Source organism: Vogesella sp. AC12 (genome assembly GCF_024437575.1).
In the GTDB taxonomy this organism is placed as follows: Bacteria; Pseudomonadota; Gammaproteobacteria; order Burkholderiales; family Chromobacteriaceae; genus Vogesella; species Vogesella indigofera.
Genome location: NZ_JANFNU010000011.1, coordinates 54481 through 71502, shown reverse-complemented (window position 1 = coordinate 71502; position 17022 = coordinate 54481). Strand labels below are relative to the sequence as shown.

13 protein-coding genes are annotated in these 17022 nt (G+C 64.5%); 4 read left to right on the top strand and 9 right to left on the bottom strand.

Features of this window, described 5'->3' with window-relative positions:
- Window positions 1-95: 95 nt before the first annotated feature.
- Window positions 96-968 (bottom strand): acetylglutamate kinase, encoded by an 873-nt coding sequence (argB, locus tag NOM55_RS14640; protein ID WP_255909294.1) that lies wholly within the window; start codon window positions 966-968, stop codon window positions 96-98.
- Window positions 969-1217: 249 nt separating this feature from the next.
- Between argB and NOM55_RS14635 the strand changes: the two genes are divergently transcribed.
- The 4 genes from NOM55_RS14635 to NOM55_RS14620 all read left to right on the top strand — a co-directional run bounded on the left by NOM55_RS14635 (window position 1218) and on the right by NOM55_RS14620 (window position 7434).
- On the top strand, window positions 1218-1883 hold the full coding sequence (locus NOM55_RS14635; protein WP_047968425.1) for a TetR/AcrR family transcriptional regulator: 666 nt from the start codon (window positions 1218-1220) through the stop codon (window positions 1881-1883).
- A 20-nt stretch (window positions 1884-1903) separates the two neighbouring features.
- The gene (locus NOM55_RS14630; RefSeq protein ID WP_255909293.1) at window positions 1904-2977 is read left to right on the top strand and encodes an efflux RND transporter periplasmic adaptor subunit; all 1074 of its coding nucleotides are present in this window, start codon (window positions 1904-1906) and stop codon (window positions 2975-2977) included.
- A 9-nt stretch (window positions 2978-2986) separates the two neighbouring features.
- Window positions 2987-6046 (top strand): efflux RND transporter permease subunit, encoded by a 3060-nt coding sequence (locus NOM55_RS14625; protein WP_255909291.1) that lies wholly within the window; start codon window positions 2987-2989, stop codon window positions 6044-6046.
- 80 nt (window positions 6047-6126) lie between these two features.
- Window positions 6127-7434, top strand: coding sequence for a TolC family outer membrane protein (locus NOM55_RS14620; RefSeq protein WP_255909290.1), 1308 nt, complete (start codon window positions 6127-6129; stop codon window positions 7432-7434).
- A gap of 100 nt (window positions 7435-7534) precedes the next feature.
- On the opposite strand, the gene NOM55_RS14615 is transcribed toward NOM55_RS14620, so the two are convergent.
- The 8 genes from NOM55_RS14615 to msbA are packed head-to-tail and all read right to left on the bottom strand — an operon-like array spanning window position 7535 to window position 17008.
- Window positions 7535-8593 carry a glycosyltransferase family 9 protein gene (locus tag NOM55_RS14615; protein ID WP_255909288.1) on the bottom strand — a complete coding sequence of 353 codons (1059 nt, stop codon included), beginning with the start codon at window positions 8591-8593 and terminating at the stop codon, window positions 7535-7537.
- Window positions 8590-9885, bottom strand: coding sequence for an O-antigen ligase (locus tag NOM55_RS14610; protein WP_255909286.1), 1296 nt, complete (start codon window positions 9883-9885; stop codon window positions 8590-8592). Before NOM55_RS14610 ends, NOM55_RS14615 begins: the two co-directional genes overlap by 4 nt.
- Window positions 9878-10987 (bottom strand): glycosyltransferase family 9 protein, encoded by a 1110-nt coding sequence (locus tag NOM55_RS14605; protein WP_120809310.1) that lies wholly within the window; start codon window positions 10985-10987, stop codon window positions 9878-9880. Before NOM55_RS14605 ends, NOM55_RS14610 begins: the two co-directional genes overlap by 8 nt.
- Entirely contained in the window at window positions 10984-12195 is a 1212-nt protein-coding gene (locus NOM55_RS14600; RefSeq protein ID WP_255909283.1) for a glycosyltransferase, read from the bottom strand. The genes NOM55_RS14605 and NOM55_RS14600 overlap by 4 nt, the downstream gene beginning before the upstream one ends.
- Window positions 12192-13337: a glycosyltransferase family 9 protein gene (locus tag NOM55_RS14595; RefSeq protein WP_255909279.1), complete on the bottom strand. Its 1146-nt coding sequence runs from the start codon at window positions 13335-13337 to the stop codon at window positions 12192-12194. Before NOM55_RS14595 ends, NOM55_RS14600 begins: the two co-directional genes overlap by 4 nt.
- A complete protein-coding gene (locus NOM55_RS14590; protein WP_255909277.1) occupies window positions 13337-14158 on the bottom strand; it encodes a polysaccharide deacetylase family protein in 822 nt (273 codons plus the stop codon). Before NOM55_RS14590 ends, NOM55_RS14595 begins: the two co-directional genes overlap by 1 nt.
- The gene (locus tag NOM55_RS14585; protein ID WP_255909275.1) at window positions 14155-15255 is read right to left on the bottom strand and encodes a glycosyltransferase family 4 protein; all 1101 of its coding nucleotides are present in this window, start codon (window positions 15253-15255) and stop codon (window positions 14155-14157) included. The genes NOM55_RS14590 and NOM55_RS14585 overlap by 4 nt, the downstream gene beginning before the upstream one ends.
- Entirely contained in the window at window positions 15248-17008 is a 1761-nt protein-coding gene (gene msbA, locus NOM55_RS14580; protein ID WP_047967911.1) for a lipid A export permease/ATP-binding protein MsbA, read from the bottom strand. The genes NOM55_RS14585 and msbA overlap by 8 nt, the downstream gene beginning before the upstream one ends.
- Window positions 17009-17022 lie beyond the last annotated feature (14 nt).

Sequence of the window (17022 nt, the reverse complement as noted above, 5' to 3'; positions counted from 1 at the left end):
AGTAGAACCGTATTGCGTTCAATATAGACAGCCGCCAGCCAGGACCAAAAGAAAAAGGCCGCAACAGCGGCCTTTGGCAGGGAACAGGCGCGGAATCAGCCGGCCTTGATCATGGTGCCGACGCCTTCGTCGGTGAGGATTTCCAGCAGCAGCGCGTGCGGTACGCGGCCGTCGATGATGTGCACCGAGTTGACGCCGCTCTTGGCCGCGTCCAGCGCCGAACTGATCTTCGGCAGCATGCCGCCGCTGATGGTGCCGTCGGCAAACAGCTCGTCAACCTTGGCCGCTGTGAGGCCGGTGAGCAGGTTGCCCTGCTTGTCCAGCACGCCGGGGGTATTGGTCATCAGCACCAGCTTTTCCGCCTTCAGCGTTTCCGCCAGCTTGCCGGCGACCACGTCGGCGTTGATGTTGTAGGCCTCGCCATCCTTGCCGACACCGATCGGCGCGATCACCGGGATGAAGTCGTGGCTGTCCAGCAGCGCCACCAGGCTCGGGTCGATGTGCTCGATGTCGCCGACCTGGCCGATATCGATGTTCTCATCGGATTCCGATTTCAGGAACAGCTTGCTGGCGCGGATGAAGTGGCCGTCCTTGCCGGTGATGCCGACCGCCTTGCCGCCGTGCTTGTTCAGCAGCGACACGATTTCCTTGTTCACCAGGCCGCCGAGCACCATTTCCACCACGTCCATGGTTTCGCTGTCGGTGACGCGCATGCCCTGGATGAACTGGCCTTCCTTGCCGACGCGCTCCAGCAGCTCATTGATCTGCGGGCCGCCGCCGTGCACCACCACCGGGTTGAGGCCGACCAGTTTCAGCAGCACGATGTCCTTGGCGAAGTCTTCCTTCAGCTTGTCGTCGGTCATCGCGTTGCCACCGTATTTCACCACGATGGTCTTGTTGTTGAAGCTGCGGATATATGGCAGCGCTTCGGCCAGGATGGCGGCCTTGTCGATGGGGGCTACGCTCACGGGGCATCTCCACGGTAGTCGGAATCAGAAACAGCTATTGCTGCGCCGCATTCTACCCAAGCACGGCCGATTCGGCTGGCGTTTGTGCACATCCGGCCGCGATTAAGCGGCTGTTGGCAACGCTGCAACAGGCCGCCATCGCCAATACGCCATTTGCAAATAAATTTCGATTTATTAATTGCCGATACCGAGCTCTTGCACTAAAGTCCGGCCATCAGATTAATGAACAAGTATTCAGAGAACACCGCCATGAGCAAACCATCCTGCTGTCCGATCACCCGCTGGCACCGCCGCAAGGAAGTCCGCCCGGCGGAGATCCTGGATGCGGCACTGGCGCTGTTTGTCGAGCGCGGCTTCAAGTCCACCAAGATGGAAGACATCGCCAAGGCCGCCGGCGTCACCAAGGGCACGCCCTATTTGTACTTCGAGAACAAGGAAGACATCTTCAAGGCGGTGCTGCGCGAGAACCTGGTGACGCGGCTGGCCAGCTTTGCCGAGCTGGAGCAACAGTTCGACGGCAGCAGCGCCGAACTGCTGCGGCTGATGATGCGGCGCTGGTGGATGGAAGTCGGCGAATCGCCGCTGGCCGGCATCTGCAAGCTGATGTTCGCCGAGGCCACCAACTTCCCGGAGCTGGCGCGCTTCTACCACCACGAGGTGATCGAGCCCAGCCACAACATGCTGCTGCGCATCCTGCAGCGCGGCGTCGCCCGCGGCGAGTTCCGCGACATCAACCCGCACGCGGTGGTCGACACCCTGGTGGCGCCGATGATGCTGACCATGACCTGGCGCTGCTCCTTCGGCAAGGTGATCACCGACAGCCAGCACCGTTCCATGCCGCCACTGCAGTATCTGGAACTGTCGCTGGACCTGATGCTTAACGGCCTGATGTCCGGCCGTCAGCCACAACAATAAAACGCAACGAGGAAATCACGATGGCACCGCACTACCACCGGCTGGCCCTGGCCAGCGCACTGCTGCTGACCCTGTCCGCCTGCCAGGACGAGGTCAAACCGGTCGAGGAGATCCGCCCGGTCCGCTACACCACCGCCAGCAGCAGCGACGCTGCCAGCAGCCAGCAATTCAGCGGCGAAGTCCGTGCCCGCCAGGAAAGCCGCCTCGCCTTCCGCGTCGCCGGCAAGGTGGTGGAGAAGCGCGTCAACAGCGGCGAGCGCGTGCGGCGCGGCCAGGTGCTGGCGGTGCTGGATGCCAGCGACTACCAGCTCGACAGCCAGGCCAAGGCGGCACAGCTGGCGGCGGCACAGGCCAACCTGCAGCAACAGCAGGCCGATCTGCAGCGCTTCCGCGACCTGCTGGACCAGTCCTTCATCAGCCAGTCGCAGGTCGACCGCCAGCAGGCGGCGGTCAGCAGCGCGCGCGCCAGCCTGCAGCAGGCGCAGGCGGCACTGGCCGCCAGCCGCAACCAGGGCAGCTACACCTCGCTGCTGGCCGACAGTGACGGCGTGGTCAGCGAGATCAGCGCCGAGCCGGGCATGGTGGTCGCCGCCGGCCAGGTGGTCGCCCGCCTCGCCGCCGACGGCGCGCGCGAGGTGCTGTTCCAGGTACCGGAAAACGCGCTGGAACGGGTACGCCGCGCCAGCGGCTTCAAGGTGGCGCTGTGGGCCGACGGCCGCGAGCTGGATGCCAGCCTGCGCGAGCTGGCCGCCGACGCCGACCCGGCCACCCGCACCTACGCCGCGCGGCTGCAGCTGGCCGCCAGCGACGACAGCGTGCGGCTGGGCATGACCGCGCGCATCAGCGCGCTGGCCGCCAGCGGCCAGCCGCGCGCCATCCGCTTGCCGCACAGCGCCATTCTCGACGAGAACGGCAAGCACTATGTGTGGCTGATCGACGGCAGCAACAAGGTTGGCCGCAAGGCGGTGCAGGTCGCCCGCCTCGACAGCCAGGGCGTGACACTGCAGTCCGGCCTTGCCGGCGGCGAGAAAGTGGTCACCGCCGGTGTCCACCTGCTGCGCGACGGCCAGCGCGTCAGCCTGCTGCAGCAATAAGGGACCGCGATGATGAAAAAAATCAACCTGTCGGAATGGGCGCTGCGCAACGGCTCGCTGGTGCAGTACCTGATGGTGGTGCTGATGGTGGCCGGACTGTTCGCCTACACCCAGCTGGGACAGAAGGAAGATCCGGAATTCACCTTCAAGGCGATGATGGTGCGCGTGCTGTGGCCCGGCGCCACCGCGCTGGAGACCGAACAGCAGGTCACCGACAAGATCGAGAAGAAGCTGCAGGAAATGGGCGAGCTGGAGTACGTGAAGAGCTACACCAAGCCGGGCGAAGCGCTGCTGATCCTGTCGATCCGCGAGGACGTGCCGCCCAAGAACGTGCAGCAGCTGTGGTACACGGTGCGCAAGAAGCTGGGCGACATCAAACACACCCTACCCACCGACATCCGCGGCCCGTTCTTCAACGATGAATTCGGTGACACCTTCGGCAACATCTACGCCTTTACCGGCGACGGCTTCAGCTACGAGGAAGTACGCCGCTACGTCGACGGCGTGCGCCAGGAGATCCTGCGCCTGCCCGACGTCGGCAAGGTCGACCTGATCGGCGAGCAGGAAGAGCGCATCTACGTGACGCTGTCCAACGCCAAGCTGGCGGCGCTGCAGCTGGACGCACGCACCATCTGGAGCGCGCTGGCGGAGCAGAACGCGATGACGCCGGCCGGCAATTACGACACCGCCAGCGACCGCATCTGGGTGCGCGTCTCCGGCAGCTACGGCTCGGTGGCGGCCATTGCCGATACCCCGCTCAGCGCCGGTGGCAAGAGCTTCCGCCTCGGCGACATCGCCACCGTCGAGCGCCAGTTCGTCACCCCGCCGTCGTTCGGCATGCGTTTTGACGGCAAGCCGGCGCTTGGTCTCGCCATCAGCATGAAACAGGGCGGCGACGTGCTGAAACTGGGTAACAACCTGCAGCTGCTAATGCAGGAGGTACAGAACAAGCTGCCGGTCGGCATGCAGATCCACTCGGTGTCCGACCAGCCGCAGGTGGTGAAGAACGCGGTCGGCGAATTCATGAAGGTGCTGATCGAGGCGGTGGTGATCGTGCTGGCGGTGTGCTTCCTCAGCCTGGGCGTGCGCAACGGCATCGTGGTGGCGCTGTCGATCCCGCTGGTACTGGCGATGACCTTCCTCGCCATGTACCTGCTGGGCATCGACCTGCAGCGCATCTCGCTCGGCTCGCTGATCATCGCGCTGGGCCTGCTGGTCGACGACGCCATCATCGCGGTGGAAATGATGGCGCTGAAGCTGGAACAGGGCTGGAACAAGTTCCAGGCCGCCACCTTTGCCTACACCAGCACCGCCTTCCCGATGCTGACCGGCACCCTGCTCACCGCGGCCACCTTCCTGCCGGTGGGCATGGCCCGCTCCAACGCCGGCGAGTACGTGTTCAGCCTGTTCTCGGTGGTCAGCATCGCGCTGCTGCTGTCGTGGATCGTGGCGGTGGTGTTCGTGCCCTACCTCGGCTACAAGCTGCTGCCGGAGCACCACGCCGCCAGCGCGCACGAAGACGTCTACCACAAGCCGTTCTACCTGCGCTTCCGCGCCACGGTGGAGTGGTGCCTCGACCACCGCAAGACGGTGATCGCGCTGACCGCGGCCGCGTTCATCCTGTCGCTGGTGGCGTTCAAGCTGTTCGTGCAGCAGCAGTTCTTCCCCTCCTCCAACCGCGTCGAGCTGATGGTGGACATGTGGCTGCCGCAGGGCGCCAGCTACCAGGCCACCGAGGCCGAGGTACGCAAGCTGGAGGCGCTGATCAAGGACGATAAACACGTGGTCAGCACCACCGCCTACGTCGGCGGCGGCAGCCCGCGCTTCTACCTGCCGCTGGACCAGCAGCAGCAGCACCTCAACTACGCGCAGCTGATGGTGATGACGCAGGACGAAAAGGTGCGCGAAGACGTCAAGCACAAGCTGGAAACGCTGTTCGAGCGTGACTTCCCGATGGTGCGCGGCCGCGTCACGCGGCTGGAAAACGGCCCGCCGGTCGGCTACGCGGTGCAGTTCCGCGTGATGGGCGAGGACCACGCCAAGGTGCGCAGCATTGCGGCCAACGTTGAGACGCTGCTACGCGCCCATCCCGGCGCCCGCCACGTCAACATCGACTGGGGCGAGCAGGTGAAGGCGCTGCGGGTGGAGATCGACCAGGACAAGGCGCGCGTGCTGGGCGTCTCCAGCCAGTCGCTCAGCCGCCAGCTGCAATTGCTGATCAGCGGCAGCACCGTCAGCGAATGGCGTGAAGGCGACCGCAGCATCGGCATCGTGGCGCGGCTGGACAATGCCGGCCGCGAGCAGGTGGACGCGCTGGGCAGCCTGATGGTGCAGACCGCCAGCGGCAAGTACGTGCCGGTGGCGCAGCTGGGCAGCATCAGCTACCAGCCGGAGGAAAGCATCATCTGGCGCCGCAACCGGCTGCCGACGGTGACGGTGCGCGCCGATGCCGCCGACGGCGTGCAGGCGGCCGACATCTCCAAGGCGCTGTGGCCACAGTTGCAGGCACTGGAGAAGACGCTGCCACTGGGCTACCACATCGAGCTGGGCGGCTCGCTGGAAGCCAGCCAGAACTCGCAGAACGCGATCAGCAAGGTGACGCCGCTGATGCTGGTGGTGGTGCTGACGCTGCTGATGATCCAGCTCGGCAGCTTCCAGCGCACGCTGCTGGTGGTGCTGACCGCGCCACTGGGCCTGATCGGCGTCACGCTGACGCTGATCCTGTTCGGCGCACCGTTCGGCTTTGTCGCGATGCTGGGGGTGATCGCGCTGTTCGGCATGATCATGCGCAACTCGGTGATTCTGGTCGACCAGATCGAGACCGACATCGGCGAGGGCATCGACCGCTTCGAGGCCATCGTCGGCTCCACCGTGCGCCGCTTCCGCCCGATCATGCTCACCGCGCTGGCGGCGATCCTGGCGATGATCCCGCTGTCGCGCAGCACCTTCTGGGGGCCGATGGCGGTGGCGATCATGGGCGGCCTGCTGGTGGCCACCGTGCTGACGCTGCTGTTCCTGCCGGCGCTGTACGCGCAGTGGTTCGGCGTCAAGCGTCCGCAAACAAATTAATCAATCCCGAGTGAAGCCGCTACCGGAATTGGGTAAGGTAGAGGCTTCACCGCTTTCATGATGCAACCGGAATGCCCACTATGAAGCTCATCCGCACCCTAGGCCTAGGCGCCCTGCTCGGCAGCGCCCTCGCCGCCCCGGCCCACGCCTTCGACCTGCTGCAGGCGCTGCAGGCCGCGCGCCAGTACGATGCCGGCTACGCCAGCGCCAGCGCCGCCAACCGTGCCGGTGCCGAAAAGGCGGTCCAGGGCCGCGCGCTGCTGCTGCCCAGCGTCGGCCTGAGTGCCAGCACTACCCAGAACAAACCCTTGCAGCCGACGTCCGGCAGCTACCGCAGCGACAGCCTCGGTGTGCAGCTGACGCAACCGCTGTTCGACACCGCCAGCTACAGCGGCTACCACAAGGGCAAGATCGCCAGCACCGTGGCGCAGCTGCAGTTCGACGCCAGCGGCCAGCAACTGGTGATCGACGTCGCAAAGGCCTACTTCGACGCGCTGCTGGCCGAGGACGTGCTCAACGTCACCCGCGCCACCAAGAGCGCCTACGAGCGCCAGCTGGCACAGGCGCGCAAGGCGTTCGAGGTCGGCACCGCCACCATCACCGACACCCACGAGGCACAGGCCGGCTACGACGCCGCCACCGCCCAGGAAATCGCCGCCCTCAGCGACCTCGACCTCAAGCGCAACGCGCTGGCGCAGCTGACCGGTCTCAACCCGAAAAGCATCCGCCGCCTGCGCGACAAGCCGCAACTGAGCGCCGCCGACCTCGGCACGCTGGAGACGTGGACGCAACGCGCGCAGCAGAACAGCCTGGCACTGCAGCTGCAACAACAGCAGCTGGCACTGGCGGAAAAGAACCTGGACGAAGCACGCGGCAAGCACCTGCCCACGGTCAGCCTCAACGCCGGCTACAGCCACAACCGCAGCACCGATGCCAGCAGCGTCGCCAGCGGCCGCGACACCACGCGCGGTAGCAGCCTCGGCCTCAGCCTGACGCTGCCGCTGTACGCCGGCGGCGCCATCGACTCGCAGGTGACCGAAGCCGCGGCCAACCGCGACAAGGCACGCGAGGACCTGGAAGTCACCCGCCGCCAGAACGCGCAGAACGTGCGCCGCAGCTGGCTGGGCGTCAGCAACGGCGCGGCGCTGGTCAAGGCGCAGGAACAGCTGCTGGTCTCCGCCAAGAGCAAGCTCGACGCCACCCGCCTCGGCAAGGACGTCGGCGTGCGCACCAACCTCGACCTGCTCAACGCGGAAAAGGACTACCAGGACGCCATCCGCGCACTGGCACAGGCCCGCTACAACTTCCTGCAGGCGCGACTGGCGCTGGCACAGGCCGCCGGCACGCTGGACGACGAGGTGGTGGAAGAGGTCAACCGTTTCTTCTGATATCGGTCTGGGCAGGCGCTGCACAAAAACATTGCGGCCAACCTTTAATAAGGTTGGCCGCAATCACAACTGCGTATGGGCCGACTCGAGGTTGTTCGGATCAGTCGCTATCGGCAGGTAGTACCCTACTGTGCGGCAGCAAGTCTTCGATGGCACTTACAACATCCGCTACCGGAATATGGGCAACCTGCCAGTCCTGTTCTGAGCCGGAGGTCAGCACCCGGTGCGGCACCTGCCACGGATACCAATGCTTGGTTTTCTTTTCCAGATGCTCGAACAGACCGACCACGCTGGCCCCGCTCCCTGCCGCGAGATGCAAGCCGCCGCCGTCCGAACACACCGCCAGATCGGCACAAGAAAATGCCGCCATCAACTCCTTGACCGTCCGGGTGGGATAAAACACCAAACGCTCGTGCTCCGGGAACTGGCTGCGAATGTAATCCGCTTTCTCATCATCCCCCGGATGACGAGGATCATCGGCGGCGCCAGGCGCCCACAACAACAGGAAATCCACGTCCCGCGACAAGCAGGTACGGATCACTTCGCAAAAATGCTCGACCGCCCAGACTCGGCTCCTCTCGCGGGCGCTGATGTGCAAGGCGATAACCGGACGCTGCTTGGTGGAAAAACGACGGGCCAAGACATCAGGCACCACAACAGCAGGCAAACTCAGCCTGCCAGGAGCTTGAGTCACACCAAGCGGTAACAAAAGTTCGGCAAGACACTCTACTTCATGACGGAATACATGATCCCGCGTGAAGGGGATCGGGTAGTCCACGATGGCATCATAGTCTGTCCCCTCCGACACAAAACTGATCACATGTTTCGGTCTGGCGGCCTTTGCCAGACGTACAGCATTTTTGGGATAACCCGAGCCGGCCACAATCGCGTAATCAAAATGCTCGCGCCGCAACGCAAGGTAGGTCATCAGCTTGCGCCAGATTACCCGCACAACCGAATCCCCCGCTCCGCGGTGCTTCAGTTTGGTATAGAAGTACACGCCATCCAGCAGCGGGTGCCCATCCAGCACGTCCTTGTTGTAGTCATTGACCAGTGCATAGATTGCTGCTTGCGGATATTTCTCACGCAAGGCTGCGATCAATGGCGTGGTACAAACCAGATCGCCGATATTGTCACGGCGTATCACCAAAATCTTCATACCAGTTTTTCCGAAGAAGGGTCGGAACGGTGCACCACCTGCGGCACCAATAGCATGCCTGCCAGCATCATCAGCAACACCGCGTTTGCCCACATGCCATTGGCAAAACCTACCAGCAAGAAGGCAGGAATGATCACCAGCAGGCTGCTGGCAACCGGATGACGTACCGTCTGCCGCCAAACTTGACGAAACGCCAGCCACAGAATTGTCAACAGGAATGACAGGTATACCAACAAGCCAAACAGACCGGTTTCCAGCGCTACCTGCAAGTACAGATTGTGAGGATTGGCTTTGCCATACGGGTACCCCCGTTTGGTGAAATATGCATAGCCGTAACGGTTGCGCGGGTGGGTTCCGGCCTGCAGGTGCTGCAGCAGCTGTTCGTCACGCGCCAGCAGTGCCAGCTTGCGCCAGCCGGGCCCATAACCAAGTACCGGCTGCTGGCGGATCAGATAGCTGGTCGCAACCCAGATGCCTTGCCGCTCCAGCAGAGAGCCATCCTGCTGATAGGTTTCGGAGCGGAAAGTCGAGGTATAGCGCTGCCACAGTTCGGGCTTGGCAGCAAATAGCCCTGCCCCGGCAATTACGCCGACCAGCAGTAACAGTAAACACTGCCGCCATGCGCCGTTAAGCAACAGCAACAATAGCAGGCTGGCAACGGTAGCCAGCAGTGGCGTCCGACTCTGATGCAACACCAGGTTCAGCATTTCCACACCCCACATCACCACCAGCAGCACGCGCCAACGGCGCGACAGCCAGTCCTGCCCAAACAGCAACAACACCGAAGTCAATGACAGATAGAACACCGCATCCATCGCATAGCCGCGCCGGTACGGTGCCAGCCAAGCCAGATCAAGGCCGTAATAAGCCAGCACCAATAACGAGCGCAGGGCAAAGCCCAGTGCAAAGCCCAACAGAATGATGCGAACCTGCTGCTCGCGACGGATAAAGCTGCACGCCACCAGAAATACCAGCAATGGCTTCAGGTGGTCCTTCTTGAACTCGTTGAGGTTGTTTGCCAGCCAGTCGCCATTGAGCAGCAGCGAGACGACAAACACCAGTACCAGCAGCATAAACAGGCGGAATATCCCACTACGCCACGGCAGGGTTGGCCGCACACACAACAGCCAGCCGGTCCAAAGGATGACAGCCATGAAAAAAGACACATTCATGAGGCCGGTCAGCGCAGTCGAGGCCGAGGCAAAACAGAACAGAGCAATCAGGAAGAACAGCGGTTTCTCCAGCAGCGCCCCGTAGCGCGCCAGAGAGGAAGAAGGGCGAGTATCAGTCATTCAGGGCTTCTTTCGCTGCCGCCAGGATGTCCCCAACCGCAACAGTGCGGATACAGGCTCGATCACCCGTCTTGCAGGTATAAGGGGCGTTGAATACAAAGGCACACGGATAGCAGGGTGGCTGTTTCGACACGAAACGTACTTGCGGCCCCAGCGGTCGCTGCTCGCGAAAATCCACCGGCCCGACGATCACGACCATAGGCACGTCGAAGGTATCCGCCAGATAGGTCAGACCGGAGTCGACGCCGATGAACAGCTTCAAGCGCTGCATCAGCGCCGGCAGCTCGTCCAGCTGGAAGGCGCCGGCGGCATTGATCACGCGTTCGGCGCCCTTCACGCGACCCACCACGGCAGCAGCACAGGGGCCGTCTTCCGGGCCGCCGATCAGCACCACCTGTCCCGGATAATCCTGCAACAGCCGCGTCACCAGCGCCGCCAGCAAGTCCTCGCCCAGCTCCTTCAGTTTGTTGGCGCTGGAGATCGCCAGTCCGATGGCGGAATGGTCAGGGGTAACACCCAGCCGGTCACACACGGTTTCGCCGCTGACGGCGATGGCCATTTTCTTGCGCAGGCCCATGGCGATGCCCTGCTGCTGCAACAGGCGCTGCTTGGTAGCCAGTACCAGTTCGCCCGGGCGATGCTGTTCGGTCAGGTCGATACAGTGGCGCAGCGCGGCCAGCGTGCGGCCAACCTTGGTCGGCATGATGGACAGCGTGCGCGGCACACCGGACCAGATCAGCCCGCACAGTATCGGTAGCGACGGTGACAGGTTGACCGCCAGGTCGTAGCGCCCGCCAGCAATCAGCTGCGCCAGCCGCCATTTCCCCGCCCAGCCGCGCCAGGAGTCGGAGCGGATGGCGATGCAGTGGTCGACCTCGCTCAGGCCGGCAATGATCTTGCCGGTGACCGGCGCGTGCAGCACGGTGAGTTGCGCGTCGGGATAGTGCTGCCGCAGCGCCAGGATCACCGGCGTGGCACACAGCATGTCGCCGATCTTGGCAGTCTGCACCAGCAGGATGCGCTCGATCTTGCCCCGGCGCTGCAAGCGCTTGGCCAGCCACCACCACGGCGCCAGCAGATAGGTCAGCAGCACGTAGATCATGGTTTGCGCGCCGCCTCCGCCAGAATGGCCTCGGTACCAGCCACGTAGCGGGCAATGGTGTACTGCGCCTTGACCCGCGCCTCCCCGGCCTGCCCCATGCGCTGACGCAGGCCGGCATCGGCCACCAGTTTAGCCAGCGCCTCGGCCAGCGCCGCGCTGTCGCCATACGGTACCAGCAGGCCGCTGTCGCCATCGGCGACCAGCTCCTGCGAGCCAACCACGCGCGAGGCCACTACCGGCTTGACCAGCAGCATCGCCTCCAGCAGCACCCGCGGCAGGCCCTCGCTTTGCGACACCAGCACGCAGACGTCCATCGCTGCGGTATAGGCCAGCGGCTGCGGCTGGAAGCCGGCAAACACCACCTGCCCGGCAATGCCCAGGCTTGCGGCCAACCTTTCCAGTTCGGCGCGCTGCGGGCCGTCGCCGACCAGCAGCAGGCGCACCGGCAGCTGGCACCGCACCAGTTCAGCCGTCGCCTGCAGCAAGAAGCGCAGCCCCTTGCGTTCCACCAGTTGCCCGACCGCACCCAGCACGATCTCGTGCTCGCGGCCAGCCAGCAGTTGTTCCCGTACCGCCGCGCCATCAGGCAGGGGCTGGTCCGGGTCGATGCCGTTCAGCACCGCCACGCATTTGTCCGCCTGCACCCCGTGTCGGACCAGCGCTCCGACCACGCCATTGGAGACGCCGATCACCTTGCTGGCCACGCGGTTGACGATGGCCGCATCGGCGGCATCCATCAGCGGCTCGATGCGGCAATGCTGCACTACCGGCACGCCGCTCTGTTCGGCCGCCAGATAGCCTTCCAGGTTGGAACGCGGCTGGTTGTTCATGTACAGCAGGTCAAAGCGCTCGTCACGCAGCTGGCGCGCAATCGCGGCGGCATTGGGCGCAATGCGCCAGGCGTGCTCGATGCGCTTGACCAGGGCCTGGCGCCAGGGCTTATGCCAGGCTAGCAGGCCACGCGCCAGTTCCTTGGCCAGCTTGGCCCACAGCGGCTGCTTGCGCTGCGGTAACAGCCGCAGCGGCATGCCGATAGCGGCCAGCTCGCGCGACAGCGTGCTCTGGCCCTTGCTGTAATCGCGGTAAAACAGGCAGGTGATGTCAAAACGCTCGCGATCGATGCGCTTGAGCAGCTCGAACAGGCTATTGGTCCCGCCGCCCCATTCATTGCCGGTATCCAGCAACAGGATTCTGGTTCGGGTTGTCATTGAGAATTCTCCGGTTGCAACGACAACTGGTGCTCACAGGCGGCCAGCACTTCGTCAACCGTAATGTTGTCCATGCACGGCGGCGCCGCATATCGGCAGCGTTTGCCGAGGCAGGGTTCGCAGGTGCGGTGTTTCTGGATCACGATATGGCGTTGCAGCTCGGTGGTCGGGCCGGAGCCGTGCCAGTGCGCGGCGGCAAACAGGCCGACGATCGGCGTGCCCACCGCAATCGCCATGTGCATGATGCCGGTGTCCGGCGTCACCAGACAGGCAAAACGCTGTACCAGCGCCGGCATCCGCGTCAGCGGCAACTGCCCTGCCGTCACCACCAGCCGCGCGTCGTTGACCGCGCCGGCAACGGCATCGGCCAGCGCCCGCTCCTGTGGCGAGCCGGTCACCACGATGCGTAAGCTTGGGTTGGCCGCAAGCAGGCGCTGCGCCAGCTCGGCATAGCGCTCCGGCCGCCAGCGCCGGCTGGCGGTCGAGGCGCCTACCTGGAAACCGATCACCGGCTGCTGCGGGGTGATGCCGTATTGCTGTTGCAGCCAGCCGGCCACCGCATCGCGGTTCTGTGCCGCCACCGGCAGGATCATGTGCTTGTCGCTGCCGTCGGCACCGGCCAGCGTGGCCACGGCCAGGCGCTGGTCAATGCCGTGGGTGAAATCGCGCCAGTTGCTGACCTGCTGGTGATTGCTGAGCAAAAAACGGAAACGGCTGTTGTTGGGCAGCTTGAAGCGCCAGCGGGCACCGCTCAGATACGCCAGCGGCGTGGCCTGCGGCTCGTTGGCATGCAGAATGGCCACCAGATCGAAACGCTCGCGGCGCAGTGCCAGCGCCAGACGCACAAAACGGCGATAGCCGCCGTGGTAGTCGATCAGGTCGTCGATGTCGGGATTATCGGCAAACAGACCGTGATACGGAGCATTGACCAGCAGCACGATGCGCGCCTGCGGGTAGCGCTGGCGCAGGCTGCGGATGGCCGGTGTGGATAACAGCGTGTCGCCGATGGCGGTGCAGGACATCACCAGGATGCGGCGGATGGCCGCGGTACCCAGCTCGGCCGGGTCCGGCGCGCGGCGGTCGAAACGGCGGGCCAAGCCCAGCCCCCACGCCAGCAGGTTTTCACGGATGCGGGTGCCCATTATTTGCCCCGCAACGCCAGATAGGCGCGGCCCAGTAGCGGGCTGCGATACAGGCCGAGGCGGCGGCCAAACCAGCTGTCGCGGCGGTCCTTGGTCACGATGCGGCCGATGTGCCGTGGCGAGGTGGTGCGGGTGTTGAGCGTCTTGTCCACCGTGTACAGGTGACGGAAACCGGCGGCGTCGGCCACGGCCAGGTAGTCGTCGTCAAAATAGCCCTGCGGCCAGCACAGGTGATCGTTGACCGAACCCAGCCGCGCCTGCAGCGTGGCACGCGACTGTGCCAGATCGGCGGCCAGCCGTTCGCGCTTGTCTTCGCGACTGGCACACAGCTTGTCCCAGCGGGCATGGCTGTGGGTATGACTGTGAAACTCGAAGGTGCCGGCGGCACGCGCCGCCTCGATCTCGCTCCAGCGCATCATCACCGCATCGTGGCGGCCGTCGGCCACCGCCTGCTTGCAGCCATTGTGATCAGGCGTGGCCGGCAAGGGTTGGCCACAGCCGTCGTGCGGACGCACCGCACCGTCACCGATCCAGCCGGTAATGGTGAACAGCGTGGCCTGCTGGCCGTAGCGCTGCAGCACGGGATGGGCGTAGACCCAGTTGTCGAGATAACCGTCGTCAAAGGTGACCAGCACACTTTTGTCGGGCAGCGGCCGACCGGCCAGAAATCCGGCCAGATCGTCGCAGCCGATGGTGGTCCAGCCGTTTTCTGCCAGCCAGCGCATATTGTGCTCGAAGGTCTGCGGCGAGACCGTGACCAGCCCGGGAGCGGGACTGACATGGTGGTACATCAGTACCGGAATGGCTTTGGCCTGTTTCATCCCTGCCCCCGTTGCGCCAGCAGGCGACGATACAGGTCCAGCATCGACTGGCACATGGTATCGACGTGGAACACCGACGACACCAGCTCGCGGCTGCGCCCCGCCATGCGCTGGCGCAGCGTGTCGTCGCCCAGCAGGCGGTTGACCGCTTCGGCCAGACTGGCGGCGTCGCCCGGCGCGATCAGCAGGCCGTTGTCGCCGTCGCGGACCACTTCCGGTACGCCGTCGACATTGGTGCCCACCACCGGCAGGCCCATCGCCATCGCCTCGATATAGGAGGTGCCCAGCGCTTCCTGCTCGGTCGGCAGCAGGAACAGGTCGCAGCCGGCCAGCACGTTGGCGATGTCGCGGCGCAGGCCGAGCAGGTGTATGCGTGCGGCCAACCCTTTGGCCGCAATCAGCGTCTTGAGGTTGTCCATCTGCGCGCCGTCGCCGGCAAACACGAAATGGGTGTCCGGATGCGCGGCCAGAATGCGGTCGGCCGCCTCCACAATGAAACGGTGCCCCTTTTTCATGCGCAGGATGGCCACGGTGCCGATCACGCGGGCGCTGTCGGCAATCCCCAGTTCGGCGCGCAGCGTGGACGGCCCATCCAGTTGCATCACCTGCGGGTCGATGCCGGTATACACGGTAGACACGCGCGACTCCGGCACGCCCTCGCTCATCAGGTAGCGGCGCACATGCTCGCTGACACTGACGACATGGTGCGGCAGCGTGGTGTAGGTGAAACGCGAGGTGATCGGCAGCGCCAGATGGCGGGTACGCACCACCAGACGGCCGGCCAGCAAACCGGCCAGACCGCCGAGAATGCTGTCGCGGCCGCTGTGGGTATTGACCACATCGGCCTGCACGCGACGGATGATGGCCGCCATGCGCCACGCCGCCGGCAGGTCGATGCCGTTGCGCATGCGGACTTCAAACACCTCGAAGCCGGCCTCGCGCGCACGGGCGCCGAACTTGGCCTTGGGCTGGCACAGCAGGACCATGCGGTGGCCCAGCTTGCGCAGGCCGACCATCTCCTTGAAGGTACGGTGCTCCTGCCCGCCCCAGCCCAGCGATGATTCGGTATGGACGATGGTCAGCACCGGCTTAGTCATGCGCGGGCTCCTTGAACTGCAGGCGGTGCAGGTTGGCGTACAGGCCATCCTGCGCGATCAGTGCGGCATGGTTGCCGACTTCGGCAATGCGCCCCTGGTGCATCACCACGATGCGGTCGGCGTGCTCGATGGTGGACAGGCGGTGGGCGATCACCAGTGTGGTGCGGTTCTGCATCAGGTTCTCCAACGCCGCCTGTACCAGACGCTCGGACTGGGTATCCAGCGCGCTGGTCGCCTCGTCCAGGATCAGGATCGGCGCGTTTTTCAGCAAGGCGCGGGCAATCGCCAGCCGCTGGCGCTGGCCGCCGGACAGGCGCACGCCGTTTTCGCCGATGATGGTGTCAAAGCCCTGCGGCATCGCCTCGATGAATTCCAGCGCGTTGGCGGCGCGGGCGGCGTCGACAACCTGTTCGCGGCTGACTTCGCCGATGCGGCCATAGGCGATGTTGGCCGCCACGCTGTCGTTGAACAGCACCACATCCTGGCTGACCAGCGCGATGTGCTGGCGCAGGCTGCCGAGGGCGATGTCGGTCAGTGGGATGCCATCCAGCGTAATCTGTCCTGCCGACGGCTCGTAAAAGCGCGGGATCAGGCTGACCAGCGTGGTCTTGCCGCTGCCGCTGGAGCCGACCAGTGCCACCGTTTCACCCGGCTTGATGGCAAAGCGGATGTCCTGCAGTGCCGGACGCTCGGCATTGGGGTAGCTGAACTGCACATTGTCGAATGCCAGCTCGCCACGCGTGCCCTGCAGGCGGCGGGTGCCGTTGTCCGGTTCGCCCTGCTCGTCGAGGAAGCCGAACACGCTTTCGGCGGCGGCAAGACCTTTCTGCAGCGACTGCGAAATACTGGTGATGCGCTTGACCGGTGCGAACAGCATCAGCATCGCGGTGAGGAAAGACATGAAATCGCCGGCGGTGAAACTGCCGCTGTGGGCACGCAGCGCGGCGAAATACAGGATCGCCGCCAGCGCGCAGGCGATGAACAGCTGGGTGACGCCGGTATTGGCCGACGAGGTGGCGCTTTGCTTGACGCCGTTGTGACGGATGGCTTCGGCCGTGCGCTGGAAGCGCTGCGCCTCGTAACCTTCGCCGCCATAAACCTTGACCACGCGGTGGCAATCGATGGTTTCGCCCAGCACCTGGGTCAGCTGCGCGATGTTCTGCTGGTTCTGCCGCGACAGGCCGCGCAGGCGCTTGCTGACCAGGCGCACGCACAGCGACACCACCGGCAGTACCGCGAGGCAGATCAGCGTCAGCTGCCAGTCGGTATAGAACAGCAGGCCGAGCAGGCCGATGATGGTGATGCCGTCCTTGACGGTGACGGTGATCACGTTGAAACCGGCTTCGGTCACCAGATTGACGTCAAAGGCGATGCGCGACAGCAGCCGTCCGGACGGATGGTCGTCGTAGTAGTTCACCGGCAGGCGCACCAGCTTGGCAAACATCTCTTCGCGCAGCGTCTGCACCAGATGGCCGGTCAGCCAGCTGGTGGAGTATTCGTTGATGTAGCTGGTCAGCCCACGCACCAGGAACAGGCCGACAATGGCGAGCGGCGCCCAGATCAGCGACGAGCCGTCCTTGTTGACGAAGCCGCCGTCGATCAGCGGTTTCATCAGCCGGGCAAACGCCGGCTCGGTGGCCGCGGCGATGCTCATCGACAGCAGCGACACCATGAACACCTTCCAGTAAGGCTTCAGGTAGCCGAGCACCCGCTTGTAAAGCGCAAAACTGCTGACCGCAGAAGGAGTTGTCATGCGAAAAACCAACG

Bases quoted from the DNA above. Each gene is read 5' to 3' on its own strand.
- NOM55_RS14635 (WP_047968425.1), top strand. From the start codon at position 1,218: ATGAGCAAACCATCCTGCTGTCCGATCACCCGCTGGCACCGCCGCAAG.
- NOM55_RS14630 (WP_255909293.1), top strand. From the start codon at position 1,904: ATGGCACCGCACTACCACCGGCTGGCCCTGGCCAGCGCACTGCTGCTG.
- NOM55_RS14625 (WP_255909291.1), top strand. From the start codon at position 2,987: ATGATGAAAAAAATCAACCTGTCGGAATGGGCGCTGCGCAACGGCTCG.
- NOM55_RS14620 (WP_255909290.1), top strand. From the start codon at position 6,127: ATGAAGCTCATCCGCACCCTAGGCCTAGGCGCCCTGCTCGGCAGCGCC.
- NOM55_RS14615 (WP_255909288.1), bottom strand. From the start codon at position 8,593: ATGAAGATTTTGGTGATACGCCGTGACAATATCGGCGATCTGGTTTGT.
- NOM55_RS14610 (WP_255909286.1), bottom strand. From the start codon at position 9,885: ATGACTGATACTCGCCCTTCTTCCTCTCTGGCGCGCTACGGGGCGCTG.
- NOM55_RS14605 (WP_120809310.1), bottom strand. From the start codon at position 10,987: ATGATCTACGTGCTGCTGACCTATCTGCTGGCGCCGTGGTGGTGGCTG.
- NOM55_RS14600 (WP_255909283.1), bottom strand. From the start codon at position 12,195: ATGACAACCCGAACCAGAATCCTGTTGCTGGATACCGGCAATGAATGG.
- NOM55_RS14595 (WP_255909279.1), bottom strand. From the start codon at position 13,337: ATGGGCACCCGCATCCGTGAAAACCTGCTGGCGTGGGGGCTGGGCTTG.
- NOM55_RS14590 (WP_255909277.1), bottom strand. From the start codon at position 14,158: ATGAAACAGGCCAAAGCCATTCCGGTACTGATGTACCACCATGTCAGT.
- NOM55_RS14585 (WP_255909275.1), bottom strand. From the start codon at position 15,255: ATGACTAAGCCGGTGCTGACCATCGTCCATACCGAATCATCGCTGGGC.
- msbA (WP_047967911.1), bottom strand. From the start codon at position 17,008: ATGACAACTCCTTCTGCGGTCAGCAGTTTTGCGCTTTACAAGCGGGTG.